The organism is Moraxella haemolytica, assembly GCF_030177935.1.
In the GTDB taxonomy this organism is placed as follows: domain Bacteria; phylum Pseudomonadota; class Gammaproteobacteria; order Pseudomonadales; family Moraxellaceae; genus Moraxella; species Moraxella haemolytica.
In genome coordinates this window covers 1947411-1972090 of record NZ_CP089974.1, presented here as the reverse complement: position 1 = coordinate 1972090, position 24680 = coordinate 1947411, and the positions used below count along the sequence as shown (strand labels likewise).

Genomic DNA, 24680 nt, shown 5'->3' with positions numbered 1-24680 from the left:
CTCTTGGTTGAAGTTGGATGGCTCTAACACAACGATGCCTGCATGGACAAGAGCAGGGGGTAGATGTAACAAAACTGCTATGTTGCTAATTAGTGATTGTTGCCTCCTGTTAATATTTCTTGTGGTTAAGTTAAGTGGCTGACGCCCATTTTGGTTATTTGATGATGGTTTTGTCAAAATATTTATCCACCAACTCATCATATTTGCCGTTTTGTTTTAGGGTGGCAAGAGCGGTGTTGAATTCGTCTTTGAGTGGGTCATTTTTGCGTAGGGCGATGGCGACGCTGTCGTTGATGTCAATCGGTTCACCTTTGACTTCAAAATCAGCCCCTTGCTCGGTTTTTAGCCAGTCTAATGCAGGAACGATGTCTGACAACATACCATCGACACGACCAGCGGTCAAATCAAGATAAGCATTGTCTTGGGTGCTGTATGCTTTGATGGTTGCTTTGGGGTGGTTTTTGGTTAGGTAGTCGGCAGAAACGGTGGCCTGCTGTACGGCGATGTTTTTGTCATCTAGGGTGTTGGCATTGAGCTCAACGCCTTTTTGACCAAGCAGGACTAGGGTGTTGTTAAAATACGAATCGCTAAAATCCACCACTTCGGCACGCTCGCTGGTCGCTGACATACCTGCCATGACGGCATCAAATTTTTTGGCATTTAGACCGACAATCAGACCGTCCCAATCTTGGCTTTGGATATCGCATTTGGCGACCATCTCTTGGCATAGGGCGTTGGCTAGGTCAATCTCAAAGCCCACCAAGTTACCGCTGGCATCTAGGTAGCTAAATGGCTTAAAGCTAGATTCGGTGGCGATGCGGATTTGTTTTTCGCCGGTAGTGGCTGCACTCTTGTCGTCTGCCCCTTGATTATTGCTACAGGCAACAACAAGGGTGCTGATTGCCAATATGCTAAGTAGTTTTAGTTTCATGATGATTGCCCCTTACTTATTTTTGATTGGTTTTAGCGTGGGCTGATTGCCACGCTAGTGATGGCTGATGAATTATTGAAAACTGGCAGTTTCAATCTCTGCCAATTTACCTGATTCTTTGAGTTTGGTAAGGGCTTGGTTGAATTCATCTTTTAGGGTGTCGCCTTTGCGAACCGCAATGCCCAGATTGTCGTTGTTGTCAATCTCTTCGCCGACCAAGCCAAAGCCTTGCTGTTCTTGTTTTAGCCATTCGGCGGCAGAGACTTTTTCTGCCATGACAGCAGCGTTACGACCTGCTTTTAGGTCAAGATAGGCGTTTAGGTAGGTGTCGTAGAGCTTGACGGTGTTGCCATCTTTGCCGTCATATTTTTCGGCGATATAGGCAGCCCCTGTGGTTGAACGCTGTGAACCTAGGATTTTGTTGGTGATGTTGTTTGGGTCGAAGCTACCATCGGTCTTAGATAGCCAAACGATGGTATTAGAAAAATACGGCTCGGTAAAATCCACCTGCTCTAGGCGTTCTGGAGTGATGGACATACCTGCGATGATGGCGTCGTATTTTTTGGCATTAAGACCAGGGATTAGACCTTCCCAATCTTGGGCGACAATGTCGCATTTGGCGTTGATTTCGGCACACACGGCATTGATGACCTCAACATCAAAGCCGACAATCTTGCCATCTGGAGCGGTGTCATTAAATGGGGGATAAGCCGCTTCGGTGGCGATGGTCAGCTGACGCTGTTCGGTCGTCTGGGCAGGCTTGTCTTGACTGCAAGCGACTAGGGCAAGAGCGATGGCGGTAACGCCTGCGAATTTATATAACATAAAATGTCCTTAAACTAACAAGTAGAGATTAACAAAACAGATATTAATAAGCAAATACTAACAAAATAAGTACCAAAAACGAACTTGAACAACAAACCTTAAGTCAAACCCTAAGAGCGATGCGATGCCATGAATTCACGCACACGCTCAGATTTTGGGTTATCAAAGACCTCGTCAGGCGTGCCAATCTCTTCAATGCGTCCTTGATGTAAAAACACAATCTTATCTGATACCTCACGAGCAAAACGCATCTCGTGGGTAACAATGAGCATGGTGCGACCCTCTGCGGCCAGCCCACGCATGACAGACAGTACTTCATTGACCAGCTCAGGGTCTAATGCTGAGGTCGGCTCATCAAACAGTAGCACCTGTGGCTTCATTGCCAAAGCACGAGCGATTGCCACACGCTGACGCTGACCGCCTGACAGATTGTCAGGATAGGCATTTTTTTTGTCAAGCAGACCAACCTTGTTGAGTAGGTGTTCGGCTTCGGCGATTGCCTGATCTTTGGGTTGTTTGAGTACTTGGGTTGGACCTTCGATGATGTTATCCAAGATGGTTTTGTGTGGCCATAGGTTGAAATTTTGGAATACGAAGCCGATTTTTGAGCGTAAACTTTCTAGCTGTCTTGGATTTTTGGCGACCAATTCGCCTTTTTTCTCGGTCAAGATTAAGGCTTCATTGCCGATGGTGATGCTACCTTTGGTGGGTTTTTCAAGTAGGTTGATACAGCGTAGCAAGGTAGATTTGCCCGAACCTGACGAACCTAGAATGCTGATGACATCGCCATCATAGGCGGTCAAAGAGACGCCTTTGAGTACGGACAGTGAGCCGTAGTTTTTGTGAATGTCTTGCAGGTCTAAGGCGATGGGGAGAGTGTCAATCATGTTGGTTACTTAATAAAAAAGGTTTGATTTGATAACGAAAGTTTTGGGTTCGTTGATGAAATATAACAAGTTGATTGGGATATTTTCGCCAAAACCATAAAAAAGCAAATATTTTTGTGATTTTGGGTGAAATTTTTTGTATTTTAGCGAAATTTTGGGCGGTTGTGGTAAATTTATTGACAATTTTGATGATTTATTGGTATTTATGAATAATTCGCATAGAAAAATTAGTCATTGATTGCTATGATAGGGTAAATTGACTGGTAAGGGGGATTTATGAGCATCAAAACATACATGAACGAGGTGGGCGAGCAAGCCAAGCGTGCCTCTCGTCAGCTTGCAGCAGCGGATACCACCACCAAAAACACCGCATTAAGTGCCATCAAGTCAGCGATGATTGCCAATCAATCCATCATCTTGGCTGAGAATGCCAAAGATGTGGCAAAGGGTAAACAGCAAGGATTAGATAGTGCGTTACTAGATCGCCTTATCATCAATGAGAGTCGTTTTGAGGCGATGTTGTCATCGCTAGATGATGTGATTAGCTTGCCCGATCCGATTGGTCAGATGAGCGAGATGAGCCATCGTCCGAGTGGTATTTTACTTGGTAAGATGCGTGTACCGCTTGGCGTGATTGGCATGATTTATGAAAGCCGTCCGAATGTAACGGTGGAGGCGGCAAGCCTTGCCATCAAGTCTGGCAATGCCATCATCTTGCGTGGTGGTTCGGAGGCGTTTTATTCTAATCAAGCCATCGCTAATTGTGTCAAACAAGGATTGGTATCAGCAGGACTGCCAAGCGAGGCGGTGCAGGTGCTAGAGACGACCGACCGTATGGCGGTGGACAGTTTGATTGGCATGTCAGAGTTCGTTGATGTGGTGATTCCACGAGGGGGTAGGGGGCTGATTGAGCGGGTCGCTAAGGGAGCAAAAGTGCCTGTGATTAAGCATCTAGATGGCAACTGCCACACCTATGTTGATGAAAGCTGTGATGTCAATATGGCAATCAAGGTCTGCGTCAATGCCAAAACCTCTCGCTATGCTCCGTGCAATGCGATGGAGAGCCTACTCATTCATGAGAACATTGCCAAGACAGTACTTCCCCAGATTTTGATGGCGATGCGTGCTGTTGATGAACAGATGGCGTTTTTTGTGTGTGAGCAGTCAATGGCACTGCTGGCGGATTATCCGCTGAACTTGACGCTCGCCACCGAAGATGACTGGTATGCTGAATATCTCGCCCCAAAACTGGCAGTGAAAATCGTGGCAAATCTGGACGAGGCAATCTGCCACATCAACCACTATGGCAGTCATCATACCGATGTCATCATCACAGACAGCTACCCTAATGCCCAACAATTCATCCGTGAGGTGGATTCATCAAGTGTGATGGTCAATGCGTCAAGTCGCTTCGCTGATGGCTTTGAATATGGGCTTGGGGCGGAGATTGGTATCTCAACGGACAAAATCCACGCTCGTGGTCCTGTGGGATTGCATGGCTTGACTTCCCAAAAATGGGTGGTATTAGGGCATGGGGAAATCCGCCCTTAAGGTCGTCATGAACCTAAAAAAAGCGTGCATGACACGCTTTTTTTAGGTTGTGGACTGTGGATTAGTAGCCTTGTTGGCTAAGCATTTCATAGGTATCACAGCTGTTTTGGTATCCTGATTGACAGGCTTTGCCAAACCATTCTTTGGCGATGGCATAATCTTGGCTTACGCCTTGACCATTGTAATAGAGTACTCCGATATTCTGAGCAACTTTTGTATTACCTTGGGTGTGGGCTTGTGTATACCATGCTAGGGCTTCGGTATAGCTTTGGTTTACGCCCAGTCCAACAGCGTACATATTACCCAAATTATTTTGAGCATCTGTATGCCCTTGCTCGGCCGCCTGTCTAAACCATAAGAATGCCTGAGCATAATCCTGCTTGACACCTTCTCCACTAAGATACATATTGCCCAGATTATATTGAGCCTCTATATGCCCTTGCTCGGCTGCTTTTTTATACCAAAAGAATGCTTGAGTAAAGTCTTGTTGTATGCCCTGCCCATTATCATACATCATACCTAGATTATATTGAGCCTTGGTGTGTCCCTGCTCGGCTGCCTTTTTATACCAAGATACCGCCTGAGCATAATCCTGCTTGACGCCTTGCCCATTTGCATACATCACACCCAAATTGTTTTGAGAGTTTGCATCTCCTTGCTCGGCTGCCTTTTTATACCAAGATACCGCCTGAGCATAATCCTGCTTGACACCTTCTCCACTAAGATACATATTACCCAGATTATGTTGAGCGTTTGCATCTCCTTGCTCGGCTGATTTGTTATACCACGCTAGGGTTTGGGCATAATCTTGGCTGACACCCTCGCCTTTGGCATACATCGCACCCACGATAGTTTGGGCTACAGCATCCCCTTGTTCGGCTAATTTTTTAAAAATAGCAAAGGCTTGCTCGTAGTTTTGGGTGTTTACATAAGACACAGCGGTATCAAAGTCATCTGCCATCGCAGGTGCTGCCACACTTAAGCCTAATGCCAGTAGTAGGGCAGATAGGGTGCGTGATGTTCTCATCAGTATCTCCAGATAGCTAAATATCCGTGAGATGATACAGGATTTTGTTTTCTTTGGCAACAAAAAGGACGGAAAAACCATATCCGTCCTTTTTGTTTTGATTAAGTACAGGCTTTTGTTAGTATCTGATAGATACCACCATACCTACTAGCTATAATGATGACCATTACAGCCTGATTGGTCATTTGGCGCTGTAGACTGTGGATTAGTAGCCTCGTTGGCTGAGCATTTTATAGGTGTTGCAGCCATCTTGGAATCCTAAATCACAGGCTCTGCCAAACCACTCTTTGGCGGCGGTATAATCTTGGTTGATGCCTTCGCCACTAAGATATAGCACCCCGATATTATGGGCGGCTTGTGCAACCCCTTGGGCTTGGGCTTTGTTGTACCACGCTAGAGCTTGGGCATAGCTTTGGCGTACGCCTTCGCCATTGACATACTTATTGCCCAAATTATATTGAGCTTCTGCAAGCCCTTGCTCAGCGGCTTTTGTAAACCAAGCCACCGCCTGAGCATCATTCTTTTTGATGCCCTGTCCGTTGTCATACATGACACCCAAACCATATTGAGCCCTTGCGTCCCCTTGATTAGCTAATTTTGTAAAAATAGGGAGAGCTTGCTTATAGTTTTGGGTGTTTAAATAAGACACAGCGGTATCAAAGTCATCTGCCATCGCAGGTGCTGCCACACTTAGACTGAGTGCCAGTAGTAGGGCAGATAGGGTGCGTGATGTTTTCATAATATGCTCCAAAAAATTGTGTTGATGTATGATATCTGATTTTGCTGTCTTTGGCAACTAAAAAGGATATAAGGAATGTCTGCCCTTTGTATTTGATTGAGTGTAGTCTGTGGGTTTGTTCTAGTTCGCCCAGCATTTCATAGGCGTCGCAGCCATCTTGGAATCCTAAATCATGGGCTTTACCAAACCACTCTTTGGCGGCACATAATCTTGGTTTACGCCTTTGCCAATGGCATATAGCATACCCACAATGGTTTGAGACTGTACATCTCCTTGCTTGGCTGCCTTTTCATACCAAGAGAGAGCCTGCTCATAGTCCTGATTGATACCATCTTCACTACGATACATATTGCCCAGATTATATTGAGCTTCTACAAGCCCTTGCTTGGCTAATCTTTTAAAAATAGCAAAGGCTTGCTCGTAGTTTTTGGTGTTTAAATAAGATGTAGCGGTGGCAAAAGTCATCTGCCATCGCAGGTCTTGCCACGCCTAAGCCTAATGCCCGTAGTAGGGTGAATAGGATGCGTGATATTTTCATGATGTTCTCCAAAAAAGCGGTATGAGTATAATAGGGATTTTATTCTCTTGGGCAATAAAAAGACGGAAAAAAATCCGCCTTTTTATGGGAATAAACCAATCAATCCAAAAACGCAAAATGCTCAATATCCATCTTGGTCATGACTTCGCTTGGGGTGGTCATGGCGTTGGCGTGGGCATCGGTGCGTGGTAGAATTTTTTCAAAATAAAATTCGGCGGTCTGGGTTTTGGCAAGATAAAATTCGTGTGGCTGTTCACCGCTATTTTTCATCTTGTCAAAGGCAACCGCTGCCATGCGTGCCCAGTGGTAAGCCATCATCACATAGCCTGAATACATCAGGTAGTCATCAGAGGCTGCTGAGACGATGTCTCGGTCTTTGCGAGCAGCCAGTAGTAGGCGAGCAGTCAGCATATTCCACTCGGCACATAGCTTGGTCAAGGCCCAGACATATTGACGCATGTTCTTATCTAGGGCGTATTCGCTACACCATTTCATGATGCCTGCGGTATAGTCTCGCACGACCTTGCCACCACCGTGTAGTAGAACCTTGCGACCGAGCAAGTCTAGAGCCTGCACGCCTGTTGTTCCTTCGTATAAGGTGGCGATGCGTGCATCACGAGCGATGAGTTCCATGCCTGTTTCTTTGATGTAGCCATGTCCGCCGTAGATCTGTTGTCCGTGCTTGGCACATTCAATGCTTAGTTCGGTCAAAAACCCTTTTAAGATGGGGGTATAAAAACCCAGTTTATCATCCCATTTTTTAATCGCTGCTTCATCGTCTGCTACCACAGCATTCGCCAGATGGTCAGCATAGCGTGCCGAGTGATAAATCATCGAGCGACCACCTTCGCTAAATGCCTTTTGGATGAGAAGCATACGGCGAACATCGGCATGATGAATGATGGCGTCGCCTGCTTGCTCAGGCTCTTTGGCACCTGATAAGGCACGCATGGAGCGGCGTTCTTTGGCATAGGGCAGGGCGTTTTGAAATGCCAGCTCCATGTGAGCAAGCCCCTGAATGCCTGTGCCAATGCGTGCGGTGTTCATGTAAGTGAACATGGCTTTTAGCCCTTTGTTTGGTTCGCCAATCAGATAGCCTGTCGCCCCATCAAAATTTAGCACACAGGTGGCAGATGAAGAGATGCCCATCTTGTGTTCAATAGAGCCACAAGATACGGCATTACGCTCGCCCATTTTGCCATCGGCATCTACCAAGAATTTTGGTACGATGAATAGTGAGATGCCTTTGGTGCCTGCTGGTGCATCAGGTAGGCGAGCCAGTACGATATGAACGATGTTCTCGGTTAGGTCATGTTCGCCTGCACTGATAAAAATCTTGGTGCCTGTGATGGCATAAGAGCCGTCTTCGTTTGGGGTGGCACGAGTCTTCATCTGATTTAGGTCAGTGCCACATTGTGCTTCGGTTAGGCACATTGTTCCTGCCCATTCCCCTGAGATGAGCTTGGGTAGGTAAGTGGCTTTTTGGGTGTCATCGCCATATTGTAAGATGGTATTTACCGCACCAATAGATAATCCAGGGTACATCGCCCACGGCCAGTTGGCACTGCCCATCATCTCAGATTTGACCAGATTGAGCGACATGGGCAGATTCATGCCACCAAATTCTTCTGGATAAGAAATGCCCTGCCAACCCCCTTCAACGAAGGTTTGATACGCTTCTTTAAAGCCCTTTGGCGTGGTAACTTCGCCATCTTTAAAATGACAGCCTTCAGCATCTGCCGGCTGATAAATCGGTGCTAATACATTTTCGGCAAAGTCAGCAAAACCCTGTACAATCATATCCACCGTCTCGGCATCAGCACCTGCCCCATTTGGTAGATTTTGGTAGTGTGTTTGGTAATCAAACACTTCATTCATCAAGAACTTAATGTCTCTTACGGGTGCTTTATAAGTTAGCATAAGCAATCCTTGTTGGCTAAAATTGTAGTGAATAACTCATCAGCGATGCGTATCATCGCCATGTATGCACTATACAATAGATTTTTTAAATTGGCTTAATTTTTCTGTAATCGTTAATTTATTTTCATAGAAAAGTTGGTTTTTTATAAATTAAAGTTATTCATACGCTATTTTTCTAATGTCACTTTGTCCAAATCCAATTGTGTGCCTGTCCACATCTCAAAGGCAAGTTTGGCTTGATGAATGAGCATGCCATAGCCGTCCAAAGTGCGTGCCCCTTGCTTGGCAAAATGTGCCAAGAATGCCGATGGCTTGCCATACATCATGTCGTAGGCGACACAAGCCTTTAGATTGGGTGATAATGATAATTGCTGACCTGTCGTGGTGGCACTTGTGGCATTGATGATGACATCGTAGTCAAAATCGCCAGTTGCCAGTGCATCTAGGCTCTGTACGCCAATCATGCCATGGGGGGCGAACTCATCTTTTAGATTGGTTGCTTTTAAGAGCGTGCGATTAAAGAGAGTCAGAGTCGCCCCTTGTTCCATGAGTGGCAAAATCACGCCACGAGTTGCTCCGCCTGCACCAATGATGGCGATATTTTTGCCTTGCAAATTAACCTTTTGGGCGATGAGATCTGCCACCAAGCCACGCCCATCGGTGTTGTCGCCGTATAATTTGCCATCACGCAAGGCGAGCGTGTTCACGGCTTTTGCACTCTGAGCGTAGCTACTTAAAGCACCGCCATTGATGGGGCTACACAGCTCAAAGGCAACCTCTTTAAAGGGTAGGGTTACATTTGCCCCAACACCACCACCACAAAAAAAGGCTTCTACCACCGCACGAAAGCTATCTGCATCAGTTGGGCAAAACTGACGGCGATAGCTGATGGCAAGACCTAAGCTGTCTGCAAAGGCGTGATGAATTTGTGGGCTTTTTGAGTGGCTGATGGGATTGCCGATGACGATAAAGTGTTGCATAAAAATCCGTATTGGTGGTTGTGATGGGTGAATAAAACAATGTGCTGTATTTTGTACTGTATTTTTGAAAAAATAGCAAATTTTTTAAAACTTAGGTACAATACCAGTCGTCTTTATTGATTCATTCATTATCATCAATCAGCCTATCAAAATCATGAGCCAAATCAGCCCACCTACTGCCAATCAGTCTCAGTCTAATAAGTCCAAACTGCCATATTTTTTGATGGCGGTATTCATCGCTTTGGCGATTGCACTGTTTTTGGTTTTTCGTCCTGTTCCATCAGACGAACAGCTTATCCGAGATGATGGCGAGCCTAAGCGATACGATCCTGTTGTCTATCAGACTGACACATGGAGCAGATTGCCCAAAAAACAGTTGGACTTTGAGGGCATCAAACGCCATCTGGGTACGACTGCCACCAGTGAGCAATCGCTGGATTTTTATGGCAATCATGCCACTAAATACCGCTTTACCACCAAAAGTGAACCACCTTTTTATGTCATTGAGTCTGAGGCGGTGCTAGAAGTGCTATGGTATTATGCCGCCCCAAAGGATAATGATGCTCAAAAGACAGCGAGTATAGATTATGCCCAAAAAGTCTATGCGATGATGGGTACGTACGCAGGCGAAGAGGGCGAGCGTCTGGTAGCAGGTATGTTAAATCAGCCCAATCGGCTCTATGCGACCAAAGTAGCAGGCGTACTGTCTGCCAACTGCACAAACTATCAATGTCGCATCATCTTTAACCGATGAGCGTAGATCATGACGATGGCATATTATGAGTTGCATGATGGGCGACTGACTAAGACGACTGGTGTGATGGACAGTCGAGCCTTGGCGTACGGCGATGGTTTTTTTAGCACCATGGGCGTGCATGACGGACGCATACTTTGTATTGATGGGCATCAAGATAGACTAACGCTGTCATCTGCTCGTTTTGAGCTGTCGCTTGATGTGAAGAGTGTGCTGGCGGTGTTGATAGATTTGGCAGTTCAGATGGGTGAGGGTGTCTTAAAGGTCATCATCACAAGAGATAGGCAAGCAGTGCGTGGTTATGGCTATGCTGATGGTCGTGCGGTGGTGTTGATAAAGTTGATGCCATCGCCCATTTATAGTGGCGTGTCTTTTTATGATGGCATTCCTTATCAGTTGGCAGGCGTGGCAGTGTGTCTGTCCGAGCGATTATCTCTTAGAACGAGCCGATTTTTAGGATTAAAGCTCATCAGTGCTCACGAACAGGTGTTTATTCAGCGTGAATTGCACTGCCATCAGCAGCATGATTCAGCCATTATTGAGGGCTTGGTGGCGAGTGCATCAGGTGAGTGGGTCAGTGGTAGCATGAGTAATGTGCTGTATCATCTAGATGGCAAGTGGCATACTCCGCCTGTACAGGCGTGTGGTGTTGATGGGGTAATGCGGCGAGTATTGATGACCCAATACGACATTGCCGAGCGAGTGTTGCTTGATGAAGATTTGATGAACCTTGATGGTTTGGCGTTTTGTAATGCGGTGCGTGGTGTGATGCCGATATCTGCATTAACAATAAATGGTGTCGTACACCCATTAAAGATGAATGGTTTTTTACAAAACTTTATCATCAAACGCACCCACACCAAGCCAATCATGATACAATAACGCTCATTTGATGCTATTTTTGATTATTGTCCCAGTTGTTCTTACCCTGTAATCGTTGATATTTTCTGTTATATTAAGTCTGTAGCCAACTTTAGTCCTTGATAAGCCATTGACCACCATGACAAAATCGCCCAAGTCCACAAAAAAACTCAACTCAAAAAAATCTACCCCAAAAAGACCAACACGACACCGAAAAAACACCGCCAAACCAAAACAGGGTAAGTGGCTAAGATTGGTGAGTTTGGCTCTATTGATTTGGTGTGCGGTGGTTGTATATGCCAGCATTTTTGCCAAGTCTGACAGACCAGCAAAGATGCTAGAGGTTAAAAAAGGCGATACTTATTATGGTCTGTTGGCGGAGGATAAGTGGCAAACTTCATCTCTATCATCTGGTGTACTTGCTAAGCTATATCTAAAACTGGCTGTACGAACACCGCTACAAGAAGGGGTTTACCAAATTCCTGCAGGGGCAAGCCTAAGGCAGGCGTTGAGTATCTTGGTGCAAGGAACAAAAGCCCAGACGGTCAAGGTGCAGATTATTGAGGGTAAGACTATCAAAGATTTATACCACACCCTAAAAAACACTGATGGTATCACGCTTGAAGTTCTAACCCCTAGGGCAGATGGCTACTCGTGGGCAGAGGTACGCCGTGATAATGAAGCGGTATCAAAGGCGTTGGGCATTACTGCAGTCAATGGGAATTTGGAAGGTCAATTTTCTCCCAACACTTACTTTTTTGACCGGGGCACAACCGACCGCCAGATTCTCCAAAAACTCTATAATGACCAACAAAAAACACTGGCAGCGGCGTGGGAGAATCGTCAGCAGGGTCTGCCTTATAATAATAGCTATGAAGCACTCATCATGGCAAGCATTATTGAAAAAGAAACAGGGCTTGCTGATGAGCGACACAAGGTAGCAGCGGTGTTCATTAACCGCCTGCGTAAAAATATGCGATTACAAACTGACCCAACCATCATTTATGGGCTGTTTGACCGATATGATGGTAAAATTTACCGTTCTAACATTCAAGAAAAAACCGATTACAACACCTACCAAATCCACGGTCTGCCACCGACTCCCATCGCCCTGCCATCTAAGGCTGCCATTGATGCTGCCATGAATCCTGAGGCGACCGATGTGCTGTTTTTTGTGGCAACAGGAAAAGGTGGTCATAAGTTTAGCCGTACACTTGATGAGCATAATCGTGCTGTCGCTGAATATCGTGCAGCCATGGCAAAGCAAAGCCGATAACAAGTCAAGTTAGTGCAATCACATCACACGAGGATAAACCATGAATCATCTGCCAAAATTCATCAGCTTTGAGGGGACAGAAGGCGTGGGAAAGACCACTGCGATTGATGGGTTTTGTCATCATCTTGATACGCTTGGTATTGAGTATGTGCGTACTCGTGAGCCAGGTGGGGCGGATGTGGCGGAGATCATTCGTGGTATCTTGTTGGACAAGAATAGCACCTTAAATGATGATACCGAGCTACTACTTATGTTTGCTGCTCGAGCCGACCATCTGCATAAGACGATATTGCCTGCCCTAGATGCGGGCAAATGGGTGGTATGTGATCGATTCATTGATAGTACGGTAGCGTATCAGGGTTTTGGTCGCTTTGGTGGTGATGAGCAGGCACTTGCTAAGATTGAGCTGATGATTGCTCATTTTGTACCCAGATTGCCTGATGTTACTTTATGGCTTGATTTGAATGTCTTAACAGGTATGCAGCGTGCTGCTAAGCGTAGCCGAGCTGACCGTTTTGAATCGTTGGATACGAGTTTTTTTGATAAAGTGTATCAAGGTTTGGCACATCAATACGCCAAATATCCTAGCCGTATTCGCCGTGTTGATGCCAATGGCAGTGTTGATGAGGTGGGTGAGCGTATCCGTCAGGCGATGGGGGATTGTTTTGGGGCGGATTGATCAATAGCCTATTTTTTTATCTAAAAATGCTTTTGGCTAAATTTTGTGCAATCGGATTTTGCGTAACCAAATTTTGTGTAACTTTGTTACTGGGTTGGCAACTTTTTTACTAATAAGGATGACTTGACGGCTGGGCGTATTTTTAAGATACTGGGGCGTTTTTAAATCATGAAGACGGCTAAGAAAGGTTCTTATTTTGAGTTGATGTCGTCAGTAGGTGCCATCAAAAGAGGATAATTAGATGCGTATATTTGTTAAGTCTGCTCTTGTGGGTGCGGTACTTTCTTTAATGGCAGCGACCCCCTATGTCTTTGTTGTGCCGTCTGCTCAAGCTGTGGTACAGGTGGACTTTGCTGATTTGGTGGAGCAAGTCTCAAGTGGTGTGGTGCGTGTCTCTACGACCAGATCTGTGAGTGAAGATGATATGATTAGCCCACAAGCTCGAGTGTTGCGTGAGCATCTGGGCGAGCGTGGGGTACTGCCTGCCATTGAACATGGGTTTGGCACAGGTTTTTTTATTACGACAGATGGTTATCTCTTAACCAATCATCATGTTGTCAAAGGGGCGGACAGCATTACCGTTACCCTAAATGACCGTACGGAGCTAGATGCGGTGCTTGTTGGTTCTGATGAGGCGTCGGACATTGCTGTACTAAAAGTGGCAGGGAGTCATTTCCCCGCCTTGGTCGCATCAAGCGATGAGGTGCGTGTGGGCGAGCCGGTGCTTGCCATTGGTTCGCCTTTTGGCTTTGATTATTCAGCATCGGCAGGCATTGTTTCTGCCAAATCACGCAACATGACTCCAGAGGCGACCACACCTTTTATTCAGTCAGATGTCGCACTAAATCAGGGTAATTCAGGCGGTCCTTTATTCAACAAAAAAGGTGAGGTGATTGGTGTCAATTCACACATCTTTAGCGATACAGGCGGTTATATGGGTTTGTCGTTTTCCATACCCATTGATACTGCCTTGCATATCTATGAACAATTAAAAAATCATGGCAAAGTACGCCGTGCTGCGTTGGGGTTGGTGGTGCAAGATGTCGATCGTAATTTGGCATTGATGTATGGGTTGGCACGACCACAGGGGGCGTTATTAACCCGTGTGTTGGCAGACTCACCTGCAGAAGAAGCAGGGCTTCGGGCGGGGGATCTGGTGCTTGCTTTTAATGGCAAACCCATCGCACACGCTGCTGAATTATTAAATCTGTTTAATCGTGCCAAGCCACAAGATCATTTTAATCTTACCTATCAAAGAGGTAATCAAAAATTTGTCGCCAAAGGCATATTCGCTGAAGCACCCAGCGATGTCTCGGCAGGTGGTAAACACCAAAGCCAAGGCGTAAAACTAGGGCTTCGTCTAAAAGAGCTAACCCCTGCCGAACAGCGTCTTTTAAATGGTGTTGGCGTGGCAGGTGGGGTGGTGATTACTGCGGTCAGCCCAATGGGTCTTGCAGCACGCGCAGGCATACAAGCAGGCGATGTGATTCTTGCTTTGAATAATCAGCCAACCACCAATGCTGATGAGATGGCAGTTGCTGTACAAAGCCTGCCAAAACAAGGCATCGTCCCTGTGCAGTTCATCAGACAAGGCACGCCTGCCATCATCGGTATGCGTATTGATTGATATAAAAATTTGCAAAATAAATCTAAAAAAATCCATCAAAAGCTAAATTAAGTATGATAAACTAGGCTTATTTTAGTGATTGATTTTAGTAATTGTAATTGGCTTTATTATGACAAAGACAGATATTTATCAGGACATCAAATCAAAATTAAGAGGTTCTATTACAGCACTGGTTACGCCGATGACAGCAGATGGTGCGGTGGATTATGATGCACTTGCCAAACTTATTGATTGGCAGATTGATGAAGGGACGCACGCATTGGTTGCTGTTGGTACGACAGGCGAATCGGCAACTTTGTCAATGGATGAGCATATTGCAGTCATTCGTTTTTTTGTGAAGTATGTAGCAGGTCGTGTGCCTGTGATTGCAGGAACAGGGGCGAATAACACCCTTGAGGCAATTGAGCTGACTACTGCTGCCAAAGAAGCAGGTGCAGACTGTGCGTTATTGGTTGCCCCTTATTATAATAAGCCAACCCAAGAGGGTATTTATCAGCATTATAAGGTCATCAGTGAGGCGGTGGATATTCCGCAGGTGCTGTACAATGTGCCAGGTCGCACCATCGTGGACATTAGCCAAGAGACGGTTGAGCGGTTGATGACGCTACCAAACATTGTTGCCATTAAGGACGCTACAGGCAGCGTAGAGCGTGGAGCATCATTGGTCAAGGCGGTCGGTGAGCATATGGTGGTATTGTCAGGCGATGACCCAACAGCATTAGAACTCATCAAGCACGGTGCTAAGGGCAACATCTCGGTTACTTCAAATGTCGCACCTAAGGCAATGAGTCAGGTGTTTGAATTGGCATTGGCAGGCGACTTTGAGCAAGCGACCAAAATTCATGATATCATTAAACATCTACATAAAGATTTGTTCTGTGAATCAAGTCCGCAGCCTGTCAAATATGCCCTGCATAAGATGGGCAAGATTGATACAGGTATTCGCCTGCCACTTGTTTGGTTATCAAAGCAAAATCAGCTTGTTATTGATGAAGCATTAAAAAAAGCAACTGTACTTTGATAGACGCTCAGACAGCAACTAAAAAAGGTTAAACTATGAATATGATTAAAATGACAACAGCTGTTATGCTTGCTGTGGTAGCAACGACAGGCTGTACAAGTATCAAGGACTTGCTAAGTAAGCGTGATGATGGCAGTCTGCATTATCAAGCCAGCCAAAAACTACCACCCATCAAACTACCAGCGAACCAACAGACCGCCGCATTTACCCCTTTGTATCCCACCCCAAATCAGCAAGGCGATACAGGCTTTAAAAATGCAGCAGGTAAGCAGTTTGAATTGCCAAAGCCACCCACCCAATCTGCCCAATAACCGTTTGGTCTGATTGCGTATTTTAAATCTTAATTTTTACGAGAGTCGCCATGAAAAAACAAGCCCTGCTATATACTGGTAAAGCCAAGTCTGTGTATGAGACGGAGCATGAGGATTATCTGATTTTGCATTTTCGTAATGATGCATCCGCATTCAATGGCGAAAAAATCGCCCAACTTGACCGCAAAGGCAGAGTGAATAACCGTTTTAACGCATTCATCATGCAAAAGCTGAGCGAGGCAGGGGTTGAGACGCATTTTGAGCGTCAACTGTCGGATGATGAGGTATTGGTCAAACGCCTAAAAATGATTCCTGTGGAGTGCGTGGTGCGTAACTATGCTGCCGGTGGTCTGATGAAGCGTTTGGGGCTAGAAGAAGGCTTGCCACTGTTGCCACCGACTTATGAGCTGTTCTACAAGGATGATGCCTTAGGCGACCCAATGCTCTCAGAGTCAACCGCCATTGCTTTGGGTTATGCCACTGCTGATGAGCTTGAGCAGATGAAGACGCTGACCCATAAAGTCAATGAGGTGCTGTCAAAAATCTTTGATGACGCAGGTTTGTTGCTTGTCGATTTTAAACTGGAGTTTGGTCTGTTCCATGGTCGCATCGTGCTTGGCGATGAGTTTTCTCCAGATGGCTGTCGTCTGTGGGATAAAGAAACCAAGAAAAAATTAGACAAAGACCGTTTCCGTCAAGGGTTGGGTGATGTTGTTGAAGGCTACGAAGAGGTTGCCTTGCGTATCGGTGTGCCTTTGGAAGGTTAATATAAAAACCCAAGTTGTCTTGGGTTTTTCTTTTGGTATAGCCCATTGCTATTAGCAATGTGGCATTGACCATTGACACATTGTTTGGCACATAGGTGGCGGATGTATAAGTTCATCGGATATATTCCAGAGAATGATTTAGAAAAAGTCAAGACTGCTGTATTTAATGCAGGGGCAGGGTGCTTTGATGGATATAGCCACTGCTCATGGCAAATCTTGGGCATGGGTCAGTTTAAGCCTTTAAAAGGGGCGAAACCTGCCATTGGCGAGATTGATAAAATTGAGTATGTGAGTGAATGGAGGGTTGAGACGATTGTCCCTAATGACAAGCTGTCTGCGGTCGTTGCTGCTTACAAATCTGCTCACCCCTATGAAATGCCTGCTTATGATGTATATGAATTGGTAGAAATATAGCCGAATGTGCCAAAAGCAAATGTATCTAAGATGACAATAAAGCAGTCTGCATGGATTGTGTAGTAAAACACCCATACTTAAAGCAAGTATGGGTGTTTTACTACAAAGCCTAGATTACTCTTCTATGCGACTCATGCCAGATACGCTCCAGTAGCCCCTTGGCAAGCGAGTGCCACGACCAGCTCGCTTGCCCATGTAGTCGGCGATGTCGGCAGGCTTGATGGTCAAGATGCGTTTGCCTGCATGGATGGCTAAGCTGTCTGATGCACTTAAGCTAACTAAACTGATGAGCGTCTCGCCGTCTTGTTGTTTTAATCCCATGATTTTATTGCCTTTGCCTTTGGTTAGGCTTGGCAAATCGGATAATTCAAACACAAGTAAATGACCGGTACTAGATAAGGCAGCAACAAGTGTGTCATCTTTTTTGATGGTGTTGATGGGCAGCAGGGTGGAATCAGACAGGTTGATGATGGACTTACCTGCCTTTTGATTGGTTTCAAAATTACCAAACTGTCCAACAAAACCATAACCTGCCGAGCTTGAAAGCAACACTTTGTCGTCTTTATTACCAAACAAAACCTGCTCAATCTTCGCTCCTGCCGGTGGGTTTAGCATACTGGTGATAGGCTCACCCTGTCCACGAGCAGACGGTAGGTTGATGGTATCTAGGGCGTAACTACGACCTGTGCTATCAAGTAAGATGAGTCTGTCATTTGTTTTACCCTGTGCTGAGGCTTGATATTCATCGCCTGAGCGATAGTTTAGTGTACTGGTATCAATGCCATGACCTTTTGCCATGCGAATCCAACCTGCTTTTGATAGTACAACCGTTACCGATTCGCTAGGTACAAGTTCGGTCGCTTTTAGGGCAGTGGCTTCAGCTCGCTCGACCACAGGCGACATGCGAGCATCGCCGTGTTTTTTCATGTCTTCTGTCAGTTCATCAATGAGTAGGGCGGTCAGACGCTTTGGATTGGCAAGCCGTTCGGCGATGATGGCTCGCTCTGCTTCAAGGGCAGCTTTTTCAGCATTGAGTTCTATTTCTTCTAGTTTGGCAAGCTGACGCAATTTGATGTCCAAGATGGCATCAGCCTGTATGTCGGTTAGACCAAAGCGACTCATTAGCTCAAGTTTTGGGTCGTCTTCGGTGCGAATGATGTGAATGACTTCATCAATATTTAGGTAGGCAATCAGTAGACCTGCTAAGATGTGCAGGCGTTTATCAATCTTCGCCAAGCGATGCTCAAGACGGCGAATCACCACGCCACGACGACAGTCTAGCCACTCAGATAAGATGTCTTTTAGGTTTTTGACTTGTGGTTTGCCATTGACACCAATCACATTCATGTTCACTCGAAAGCTGGTTTCAAGGTCGGTCATGGCGAACAAGTGGTTCATGATTTTATCAATATCTAGTCTGTCCTTTTTCAATTCAAGCACGATGCGACAGGCATTCTCGTGGTCAGATTCATCATTGATGTCATTTATCCATGGTAGTTTTTTGTCTGTCATGAGCTTGGCAATTTGTTCGATGACTTTATTGCCTGAGACCTGATATGGCAGAGCGTCAATCACAACGATGTTTTTTTCTTTTGGGTTGATGTGATAGGTGGCACGCATCTTATAGCTACCACGACCTTGTTCATACATACTGATAAGCTCATCTTTTGAGGTGATGATTTCAGCACGAGTTGGTAGGTCAGGGGCGATGAGTGTCTTGCATAGCTCACGCACGGATAGATTTGGGTTTTTTAGTAGCTTGATGCAGGTCTTAACCGTCTCAACGAGATTGTGCGGCGGGATATCGGTTGCCATGCCGACAGCGATGCCTGTGGTGCCATTTAGTAGAATGTTGGGCAGGCGTGCAGGTAGTGTGGCTGGTTCTTTTAAAGAACCATCAAAATTATCCACCCAATCTACCGTGCCTTGTTCAAGCTCAGATAGTAAAGTTCCTGCATAGTCGCTCATCTTAGCTTCGGTGTATCGCATGGCGGCAAAAGATTTTGGGTCGTCAGCAGAACCCCAGTTGCCTTGACCGCTAATCAAAGGGTAGCGATAGCTAAAAGGCTGTGCCATAAGCACCATTGCTTCATAGCACGCCGAATCGCCATGTGGGTGGTATTTACCCAACACATCGCCGACAGTACGAGCGGATTTTTTGGGTTTGGCGGTGTGCTTTAATCCAAGTTCGCTCATTGCGTAGACGATACGGCGTTGAACTGGTTTTAGTCCATCAGCAATGTGTGGCAAAGCTCTATCCATGATGACATACATGGCGTAATTTAAGTATGCCGATTCGGTAAATTCAGCAATGGAGCGAGTGTCAAAGTTGGTTTGGTTGTCTGTGGTCATACAAAAAAGCGGTCATTGTAATCAAAAAATAACCGCTATTTTAACAAATTTTTACTAACTTTGCTTTAAAATCATCTAAGCCCAGACAGCCTTATGGGCTTTTTGTGGGGTAAATCCATCTTAAGCTGATGTTAATTTTAGATGATATCTAGCCCACGCCAGCAGGTCTGATGATAAGCACTGTCCCAAAATAGCCATTCTAGTTTGGCGGCATAAGTATAGGCGGTTCGCATCTTACTCAGTGTATCGGCATCGGCATGGGTGGCAACCTTATCAATGACTGCAATCACTTGATTGACCGCCTCATGAAAATCCTCGCCTGCATAGGTATCAATCCATGCTTGATAGGGGTTATTTGGGGCGGATTTGTCGTAGATGTCTTGTCCAACTTTGGCATAAATCCAAAAGCATGGCAATAAACTTGCCAATACCACAGGATAACTGTCAGCATAAGCACTGGCGATGAGATAGGAGGTGTAATGATGACAAGCCAGCGTTAAAGGCGTGTTTAAAAAATCCTCACGGCTGATGCCAAAACTTTGCATGAAGCCATCATGTAGTGAGCGTTCAACCACAATGGCAACTTTGGCAGCCTCGCTAAATAAAATCACCTCATCAGCTTCGTAGGCTTTGGCAGCACACACCGCTAAAGCACGACCGTAGGCGAGCAGATAGTGGGCATCTTGGATGACATAATGGCTAAAAGCCTCTGTAGATAGCGTGCCTGCTGCCAGCTCTTGATTAAAAGGCAAATTTAAGGTGGCTTCGTACAAAGCCTGATTTTCTTGCCACAGGGTTTGGCTAAATGGTTGCATGACCGTCCTGTCGTTGATTGGTTAAGGGGGATGCGGTGGGCGTAAAACCCACCAAGAACTAAAAAAACAAGATGGCTTGGCTTTTTAAGGTTGAAATTTAGGCAATAAAAGCTGCTTCTAGGCGTTTGGCAAGCTGCACATCTCGGTTTCTTACCGCACCACGCTCAGGATTGCCAATGCGTACCTTTAAGGTGGTGTAGCAATTTTCCCACTGTGGGTAGTGTTCTAGCTCTTGGGCGTGGAATGAGATTTTTACAATGAATGCCACCACAGTAGCAAAATCATTAAATTCATAGGTGCGTACCAAGCTATGACCTTCTAGTTGCCAGTTAGGTAGCCCTTCTAATTGTAGGGAGACTTGGTCTGAGGTAAGACTACTCATGAGATTCCTTCGTTAAAGGTGTGATAGAACTGTTTGTTAGTTTAGCATATTTCATCGCAAATGCGAGCAGATTTTTGACGGAATGTGTTGGCATAGGGTTGGTTGGATATCATCAATCCGCCTTGATTTTCCTTGTCTGATTTAGCCCAACTTACTTTTTAAATGACAAAATAACATGGCAGTCATTAAGGCATCATTGAGTGAATCGTGTGCAGGCAAGATGGGAATCTGATAGGCTTGCAAAAGCTCGGTTAAGTGCCGTTTATCAATCGGTAAATCGCTGTTTTTATTGGTTTTTTGTCTAAGTTTTTGGTCAAGTTGGGTAACATCAATGAGCGTGTTGGGCAGTTTTTTGCCGAGCCTTGGTTTGATTAAAGCGTTAATGAATTTAGCATCCATACTGGTACAAAAGCCGATAATGGGGCGAGTGCCGATAAAGGGCAATAAACACGCTATCATCTCATCGGTACTGACACCATTTTTGACATCACAAGGGCGAAGGTGATGGACGATGATGCTGTTCGTGCTTGGCATGATGGGTGGACGGCAGATGATGGATAGGGCATTTGCTGTATCAATGACAAAGGTGTCATGAGCCTTTGATATTTTGACCGCACCAATACTTAGTATGTGATGGTTTTTTGGGTCTAACCCTGTCAATTCCAAATCCAGACATACCCATTCATCAGCAGGCGGTTTTCCAGTCAAGTGGGCGGCTAGATGAGCATATTTTGGGTCTTTAGATTGAGACGATTGACCGCCTAGTAGGTTGTTTAAAAAATCAAACATGATGCTCTCCTATCCCACAAAGACATCAAGCCGATAATGACGAGTGATAAATCCTTTAAAATATTTGACCACTGACAGGCTTTCTTTGAGTAGGTCTCGCTCTAGTGATGATAAGGTATTTGGATTGACCTTGCGAGCAGACTTATCATCGGTGGTTAGGGCGACTTCAAGGCGTTTTGATAAAAAGAATTCTAAGGCTTCGATGAGATTTTGGGCGGTTTTATCATCAATGGCTTTAAGCGAAGATAAGTGCTTTAGGCGTAGTCGGGTGCTGGTTTCATCAATGCCATATTCTAGGGCAAGGCTACGCACGCCGTGTACGACGGGAAAGATGCCTGCTTTTTTTAGGTCAATGTCGCTGTCTGCACCGCCTGTAAATTTTTGCCAAAAAGTTGCGCCGCCTGCCATCTGAATGGTCGGTGCAGCAAAGCGGTTGATAAAATTGGTGTGGGCGTGTTTGATGGCGTGTTGCCAATGTGATTTTAATTCGGTAAATAATGTCGTATCACCACACACAGGGTGAGCGTCTATTAAGGTGGCAAGATGAACCATAGATTCACCGTTGGGCGTAGCAACCCATGTGGTTACTTGAGCCTTAAAGTTGCTAAGTGACTGTCGCCAAGTGTCATGGCTCATCATGATACCACCATCGCAGTAGGGATAGCCTAGTTGATATAAAGCATCATTAAATGCACGAGCATGGTTTGGTAAGGTGTCATCAATAAAACCATCACGCACAATCAGAGCGTTGTCTTGGTCGGTACGCATGACCTGCTCGCCACGACCTTCTGAACCCATGACAATCATACAGCTATTAGCAATGATGTGAGATGGGGCAATCAATTGCCATACCTTGGCAAAGACATGGGCGTTTAGGCTCTGGACGATGCGACCGATAACATGGATTTTCATGCCACTTTGGTTTTGATGACGGATAAATTTGCCAATCATCTCTACACCAAGAGCCACCTCGTGCAGTGTTGTTGCTTGGTCAATACGCTGTGTGATGAGTTGGGATTGATTGGTCAGATAATTTAAAAGCTCGGTCTGCCCAATCACGCCGATGATATCTCCTGTATCATTGACGATGGGCAGGCGGTGTATTCGCTTGCCAATCATGGTGATGAGTGCTTCGCTTAAATCGTGCGTCTCGTGAATGGTGGTAAGTTTAAATTGGCTGTAGGCACAGACAGGCGTACTGGCAAAGTCCGTCTTATCCATGATGGCACGGCAGACATCAGCTTGGGTGAATATTCCTGTGCCATGCTCACTACTGACCAAAATGTGCTTGGCATCAACTGCCATCATGGCACAGGTGGCATCATACAAGGTGGCGTTGGCATCGATGAAATTTGGCTGTTTGATGTGTTCGCCAATACTCATCACACTGCGATAGAGCATCTGTTGGTTTTGGTGGTGAGCAAGGCGAGCTTCTTGTTTGGATTTACGGGTGGATAGGTCATCAAACAGCAAGGTGCGTAAGTGGTCATTATGTTCGCTGATTTTATTGATGGTTGCCCCATCTAGGCGATACAGCAGGCTTTGTTCTTGGGTGATAACCTTAAACAATGCTCCGTTTTTATCCGCAAGACCAAACCAATCACCCATGTTTAAGCCTGCTATTAGCTCGTCATCTTGGTACTGGGTCAGCTTGCCCTTGATGACGATGAATAAATCGCCACGCCATTCATCATTGATGGCGGTATTTTCGGGCAAATAGACGATTTGGCTTTTTTTGGTGAGCGACTTTCGTTCATCGTCAGTTAGGACATCAAACGGTGGGGCGAATAGGTGGTTTAATGCATGATTCATCACGACTTCCTTGTGTTGATTCTAGGACTGCTTGAGTGATTTGATTCATCAAGCCAAATGCAGTAGCGACTGGTATTCGGGGTGTTTTTGAACATAGTGTGCCACAAAGCTACAAGCAGGCACAATTTTCTTGCCTTGTACTTGGGCGTAGGCTAGGGCGTGCTTGACGAGTGCAGTGCCGATGCCACGACCACCAAGAGCGTTTGGGACGATGGTGTGGTCAAAGATGAGTGTCTCGCCTGTATCAACATAGCTGATAAATGCGGTCAAGCCGTCAATGGTGGTTGTAAAGCGATGGTTGTCGGTGTCGTGTATGATGTTTGTCATGGTCTCTGGTCAGATTGATGAGATGAAATAAATGAGTTGTTTAGCATAAGAAATTTTATGCAGATTGTAAATAACATTCGTACAAAGATTGCAGATTGTTTTTGTTAATGCTTGGCATTAGGGTGTCTCATTTTAGACTGTATGGTGTTGTACGGTCGGTTAGCTGTGCCAAATTAGGCATCCCAATGCTTGGCATAATCCACCAAGAATTTTTTAAAGGTGATGACCGCAGGGCTGGGTGAACGATGCTTGTGAGTGTACAGTAAAAATTTTCTTTCTATCGTGGGGTTTTTAATCGGTATCATGGTCAAGTTGTGCTGTTCTACCCAAGTTTTGGCATAAGTTAAGGCAAGGGTAATGCCAAGTCCCATTTTGGTCATACCAAGAGCAGTGGACAAAAAATTGACCTCATAATCGGCACGAAATAACCGCTCGGATAAATCAAGTGGCAAGGCGTTGCGGATTTGTTCAGCAAAGGCAGATTGTAGGGTGATGAGTTCGCCTTGTGGAATATCGCCCCAATCTAATTCATCATGACCACTTAAAGGGTGGTCTTTTTTGATGATTAAATAAAACGGTGAAGCGAACAGCTCTGTCGCTACAATGTCATTGCTAAACGGATATTCAGGACCGATGCCAATATCGGCATCTAAAATCTGCACACGATCCATGACCTCGCCAATACCACAATCAATAAGGCTAACTTGAACATCTGGATGGATTTTTTTAAATTCCTTGATAAGCTCAGGCATGATTGTGGCGGCAAGTTGCTGGCTGGCTGCTACTCGTACTTTGCCTTGATGAAAATCCTTTAAATCATAGATTTCATTATTCAGCAGCCGCATATCATCTAGCACTTTTAAGGCATAGGGTAGCAGTCTTGTGCCACCTTCTGATAGATGTAATTGACGAGTGGTGCGGTCAAATAGCGTGATGTCAAGTTGGCGTTCCATCTCTTTAATTAGACCACTCAACGATGACTGTGTCAGATGTAGCTCATCGGCGGCTTTGGTAAAGCTTTTGTGGCGAGCCACAGCAATGAAGGCGTTAATCTGGCGAAAGGTAACATTCATAAACTAATCCGTATTGTCGTCA

The 24680-nt window shown here is 45.5% G+C and carries 25 protein-coding genes; 10 read left to right on the top strand and 15 right to left on the bottom strand.

The window, feature by feature from the left end; translation table 11 throughout:
* Positions 1–154: 154 nt before the first annotated feature.
* From LU276_RS09375 to LU276_RS09365, 3 genes are all read right to left on the bottom strand, one after another.
* Entirely contained in the window at positions 155–931 is a 777-nt protein-coding gene (locus LU276_RS09375) for a transporter substrate-binding domain-containing protein (RefSeq protein ID WP_284673461.1), read from the bottom strand.
* Between the two features lie 72 nt (positions 932–1003).
* Complete coding sequence (locus LU276_RS09370) at positions 1004–1756, bottom strand: transporter substrate-binding domain-containing protein (RefSeq protein ID WP_284673460.1); 753 nt, start codon at positions 1754–1756, stop codon at positions 1004–1006.
* A gap of 110 nt (positions 1757–1866) precedes the next feature.
* Positions 1867–2643, bottom strand: coding sequence for an ABC transporter ATP-binding protein (locus LU276_RS09365; protein WP_284673459.1), 777 nt, complete (start codon positions 2641–2643; stop codon positions 1867–1869).
* 276 nt (positions 2644–2919) lie between these two features.
* On the opposite strand from LU276_RS09365, the gene LU276_RS09360 reads away from it, so the two are divergent.
* Entirely contained in the window at positions 2920–4194 is a 1275-nt protein-coding gene (locus LU276_RS09360) for a glutamate-5-semialdehyde dehydrogenase (protein ID WP_284673568.1), read from the top strand.
* A 61-nt stretch (positions 4195–4255) separates the two neighbouring features.
* Here LU276_RS09360 and LU276_RS09355 read toward each other — a convergent pair whose 3' ends face one another.
* The 5 genes from LU276_RS09355 to aroE form a co-directional block, all read right to left on the bottom strand.
* Positions 4256–5221: an SEL1-like repeat protein gene (locus LU276_RS09355; protein ID WP_284673567.1), complete on the bottom strand. Its 966-nt coding sequence runs from the start codon at positions 5219–5221 to the stop codon at positions 4256–4258.
* 205 nt (positions 5222–5426) lie between these two features.
* Positions 5427–5960: a tetratricopeptide repeat protein gene (locus tag LU276_RS09350; protein WP_284673566.1), complete on the bottom strand. Its 534-nt coding sequence runs from the start codon at positions 5958–5960 to the stop codon at positions 5427–5429.
* 165 nt (positions 5961–6125) lie between these two features.
* On the bottom strand, positions 6126–6425 hold the full coding sequence (locus LU276_RS09345) for a tetratricopeptide repeat protein (protein ID WP_284673565.1): 300 nt from the start codon (positions 6423–6425) through the stop codon (positions 6126–6128).
* A gap of 172 nt (positions 6426–6597) precedes the next feature.
* Complete coding sequence (locus LU276_RS09340; protein WP_284673564.1) at positions 6598–8418, bottom strand: acyl-CoA dehydrogenase C-terminal domain-containing protein; 1821 nt, start codon at positions 8416–8418, stop codon at positions 6598–6600.
* A gap of 167 nt (positions 8419–8585) precedes the next feature.
* Positions 8586–9398: a shikimate dehydrogenase gene (gene aroE, locus LU276_RS09335; protein ID WP_284673563.1), complete on the bottom strand. Its 813-nt coding sequence runs from the start codon at positions 9396–9398 to the stop codon at positions 8586–8588.
* 154 nt (positions 9399–9552) lie between these two features.
* On the opposite strand from aroE, the gene LU276_RS09330 reads away from it, so the two are divergent.
* From LU276_RS09330 to LU276_RS09290, 9 genes are all read left to right on the top strand, one after another.
* Positions 9553–10152, top strand: a complete 600-nt coding sequence (locus LU276_RS09330) for a hypothetical protein (RefSeq protein ID WP_284673562.1) — start codon at positions 9553–9555, stop codon at positions 10150–10152.
* 9 nt (positions 10153–10161) lie between these two features.
* A complete protein-coding gene (locus LU276_RS09325; RefSeq protein WP_284673561.1) occupies positions 10162–11034 on the top strand; it encodes an aminotransferase class IV in 873 nt (290 codons plus the stop codon).
* Positions 11035–11152: 118 nt separating this feature from the next.
* Positions 11153–12289, top strand: a complete 1137-nt coding sequence (mltG, locus tag LU276_RS09320; RefSeq protein ID WP_284673560.1) for an endolytic transglycosylase MltG — start codon at positions 11153–11155, stop codon at positions 12287–12289.
* 40 nt (positions 12290–12329) lie between these two features.
* The gene (tmk, locus tag LU276_RS09315) at positions 12330–12968 is read left to right on the top strand and encodes a dTMP kinase (protein WP_284673559.1); all 639 of its coding nucleotides are present in this window, start codon (positions 12330–12332) and stop codon (positions 12966–12968) included.
* Between the two features lie 241 nt (positions 12969–13209).
* Entirely contained in the window at positions 13210–14595 is a 1386-nt protein-coding gene (locus tag LU276_RS09310) for a trypsin-like peptidase domain-containing protein (protein ID WP_284673558.1), read from the top strand.
* A gap of 109 nt (positions 14596–14704) precedes the next feature.
* The gene (dapA, locus tag LU276_RS09305) at positions 14705–15616 is read left to right on the top strand and encodes a 4-hydroxy-tetrahydrodipicolinate synthase (RefSeq protein WP_284673557.1); all 912 of its coding nucleotides are present in this window, start codon (positions 14705–14707) and stop codon (positions 15614–15616) included.
* A gap of 35 nt (positions 15617–15651) precedes the next feature.
* Positions 15652–15927, top strand: a complete 276-nt coding sequence (locus LU276_RS09300; protein WP_284673556.1) for a hypothetical protein — start codon at positions 15652–15654, stop codon at positions 15925–15927.
* 50 nt (positions 15928–15977) lie between these two features.
* Positions 15978–16694, top strand: a complete 717-nt coding sequence (gene purC / locus LU276_RS09295) for a phosphoribosylaminoimidazolesuccinocarboxamide synthase (protein WP_284673555.1) — start codon at positions 15978–15980, stop codon at positions 16692–16694.
* Positions 16695–16796: 102 nt separating this feature from the next.
* On the top strand, positions 16797–17108 hold the full coding sequence (locus LU276_RS09290) for a YqfO family protein (protein WP_284673554.1): 312 nt from the start codon (positions 16797–16799) through the stop codon (positions 17106–17108).
* A gap of 114 nt (positions 17109–17222) precedes the next feature.
* Here the strand turns inward: LU276_RS09290 and parC are convergent, their stop codons facing one another.
* The 7 genes from parC to LU276_RS09255 form a co-directional block, all read right to left on the bottom strand.
* The gene (gene parC / locus LU276_RS09285; RefSeq protein ID WP_284673553.1) at positions 17223–19460 is read right to left on the bottom strand and encodes a DNA topoisomerase IV subunit A; all 2238 of its coding nucleotides are present in this window, start codon (positions 19458–19460) and stop codon (positions 17223–17225) included.
* A 137-nt stretch (positions 19461–19597) separates the two neighbouring features.
* Positions 19598–20275, bottom strand: a complete 678-nt coding sequence (gene tenA, locus LU276_RS09280; protein ID WP_284673552.1) for a thiaminase II — start codon at positions 20273–20275, stop codon at positions 19598–19600.
* A 97-nt stretch (positions 20276–20372) separates the two neighbouring features.
* A complete protein-coding gene (locus tag LU276_RS09275; RefSeq protein WP_284673551.1) occupies positions 20373–20657 on the bottom strand; it encodes a 4a-hydroxytetrahydrobiopterin dehydratase in 285 nt (94 codons plus the stop codon).
* A 141-nt stretch (positions 20658–20798) separates the two neighbouring features.
* The gene (locus LU276_RS09270) at positions 20799–21446 is read right to left on the bottom strand and encodes an exonuclease domain-containing protein (protein ID WP_284673550.1); all 648 of its coding nucleotides are present in this window, start codon (positions 21444–21446) and stop codon (positions 20799–20801) included.
* 9 nt (positions 21447–21455) lie between these two features.
* Complete coding sequence (locus tag LU276_RS09265) at positions 21456–23258, bottom strand: DUF294 nucleotidyltransferase-like domain-containing protein (RefSeq protein ID WP_284673549.1); 1803 nt, start codon at positions 23256–23258, stop codon at positions 21456–21458.
* Positions 23259–23306: 48 nt separating this feature from the next.
* Positions 23307–23585: a GNAT family N-acetyltransferase gene (locus tag LU276_RS09260; protein ID WP_284673548.1), complete on the bottom strand. Its 279-nt coding sequence runs from the start codon at positions 23583–23585 to the stop codon at positions 23307–23309.
* A 173-nt stretch (positions 23586–23758) separates the two neighbouring features.
* Positions 23759–24658, bottom strand: coding sequence for a LysR family transcriptional regulator (locus LU276_RS09255; RefSeq protein WP_284673547.1), 900 nt, complete (start codon positions 24656–24658; stop codon positions 23759–23761).
* Between the last annotated feature and the right edge of the window lie 22 nt (positions 24659–24680).

What these genes read in the sequence shown, in the direction of transcription:
- aroE (WP_284673563.1), bottom strand. Translation starts at nt 9,398, where the DNA reads ATGCAACACTTTATCGTCATCGGCAATCCCATCAGCCACTCAAAAAGC.
- mltG (WP_284673560.1), top strand. Translation starts at nt 11,153, where the DNA reads ATGACAAAATCGCCCAAGTCCACAAAAAAACTCAACTCAAAAAAATCT.
- LU276_RS09350 (WP_284673566.1), bottom strand. Translation starts at nt 5,960, where the DNA reads ATGAAAACATCACGCACCCTATCTGCCCTACTACTGGCACTCAGTCTA.
- LU276_RS09270 (WP_284673550.1), bottom strand. Translation starts at nt 21,446, where the DNA reads ATGTTTGATTTTTTAAACAACCTACTAGGCGGTCAATCGTCTCAATCT.
- LU276_RS09290 (WP_284673554.1), top strand. Translation starts at nt 16,797, where the DNA reads ATGTATAAGTTCATCGGATATATTCCAGAGAATGATTTAGAAAAAGTC.
- tmk (WP_284673559.1), top strand. Translation starts at nt 12,330, where the DNA reads ATGAATCATCTGCCAAAATTCATCAGCTTTGAGGGGACAGAAGGCGTG.
- LU276_RS09300 (WP_284673556.1), top strand. Translation starts at nt 15,652, where the DNA reads ATGAATATGATTAAAATGACAACAGCTGTTATGCTTGCTGTGGTAGCA.
- LU276_RS09345 (WP_284673565.1), bottom strand. Translation starts at nt 6,425, where the DNA reads ATGACTTTTGCCACCGCTACATCTTATTTAAACACCAAAAACTACGAG.
- purC (WP_284673555.1), top strand. Translation starts at nt 15,978, where the DNA reads ATGAAAAAACAAGCCCTGCTATATACTGGTAAAGCCAAGTCTGTGTAT.
- LU276_RS09370 (WP_284673460.1), bottom strand. Translation starts at nt 1,756, where the DNA reads ATGTTATATAAATTCGCAGGCGTTACCGCCATCGCTCTTGCCCTAGTC.
- LU276_RS09355 (WP_284673567.1), bottom strand. Translation starts at nt 5,221, where the DNA reads ATGAGAACATCACGCACCCTATCTGCCCTACTACTGGCATTAGGCTTA.
- dapA (WP_284673557.1), top strand. Translation starts at nt 14,705, where the DNA reads ATGACAAAGACAGATATTTATCAGGACATCAAATCAAAATTAAGAGGT.
- LU276_RS09330 (WP_284673562.1), top strand. Translation starts at nt 9,553, where the DNA reads ATGAGCCAAATCAGCCCACCTACTGCCAATCAGTCTCAGTCTAATAAG.
- LU276_RS09365 (WP_284673459.1), bottom strand. Translation starts at nt 2,643, where the DNA reads ATGATTGACACTCTCCCCATCGCCTTAGACCTGCAAGACATTCACAAA.
- LU276_RS09360 (WP_284673568.1), top strand. Translation starts at nt 2,920, where the DNA reads ATGAGCATCAAAACATACATGAACGAGGTGGGCGAGCAAGCCAAGCGT.
- LU276_RS09325 (WP_284673561.1), top strand. Translation starts at nt 10,162, where the DNA reads ATGACGATGGCATATTATGAGTTGCATGATGGGCGACTGACTAAGACG.
- tenA (WP_284673552.1), bottom strand. Translation starts at nt 20,275, where the DNA reads ATGCAACCATTTAGCCAAACCCTGTGGCAAGAAAATCAGGCTTTGTAC.
- LU276_RS09310 (WP_284673558.1), top strand. Translation starts at nt 13,210, where the DNA reads ATGCGTATATTTGTTAAGTCTGCTCTTGTGGGTGCGGTACTTTCTTTA.
- LU276_RS09260 (WP_284673548.1), bottom strand. Translation starts at nt 23,585, where the DNA reads ATGACAAACATCATACACGACACCGACAACCATCGCTTTACAACCACC.
- LU276_RS09255 (WP_284673547.1), bottom strand. Translation starts at nt 24,658, where the DNA reads ATGAATGTTACCTTTCGCCAGATTAACGCCTTCATTGCTGTGGCTCGC.
- LU276_RS09375 (WP_284673461.1), bottom strand. Translation starts at nt 931, where the DNA reads ATGAAACTAAAACTACTTAGCATATTGGCAATCAGCACCCTTGTTGTT.
- parC (WP_284673553.1), bottom strand. Translation starts at nt 19,460, where the DNA reads ATGACCACAGACAACCAAACCAACTTTGACACTCGCTCCATTGCTGAA.
- LU276_RS09275 (WP_284673551.1), bottom strand. Translation starts at nt 20,657, where the DNA reads ATGAGTAGTCTTACCTCAGACCAAGTCTCCCTACAATTAGAAGGGCTA.
- LU276_RS09265 (WP_284673549.1), bottom strand. Translation starts at nt 23,258, where the DNA reads ATGAATCATGCATTAAACCACCTATTCGCCCCACCGTTTGATGTCCTA.
- LU276_RS09340 (WP_284673564.1), bottom strand. Translation starts at nt 8,418, where the DNA reads ATGCTAACTTATAAAGCACCCGTAAGAGACATTAAGTTCTTGATGAAT.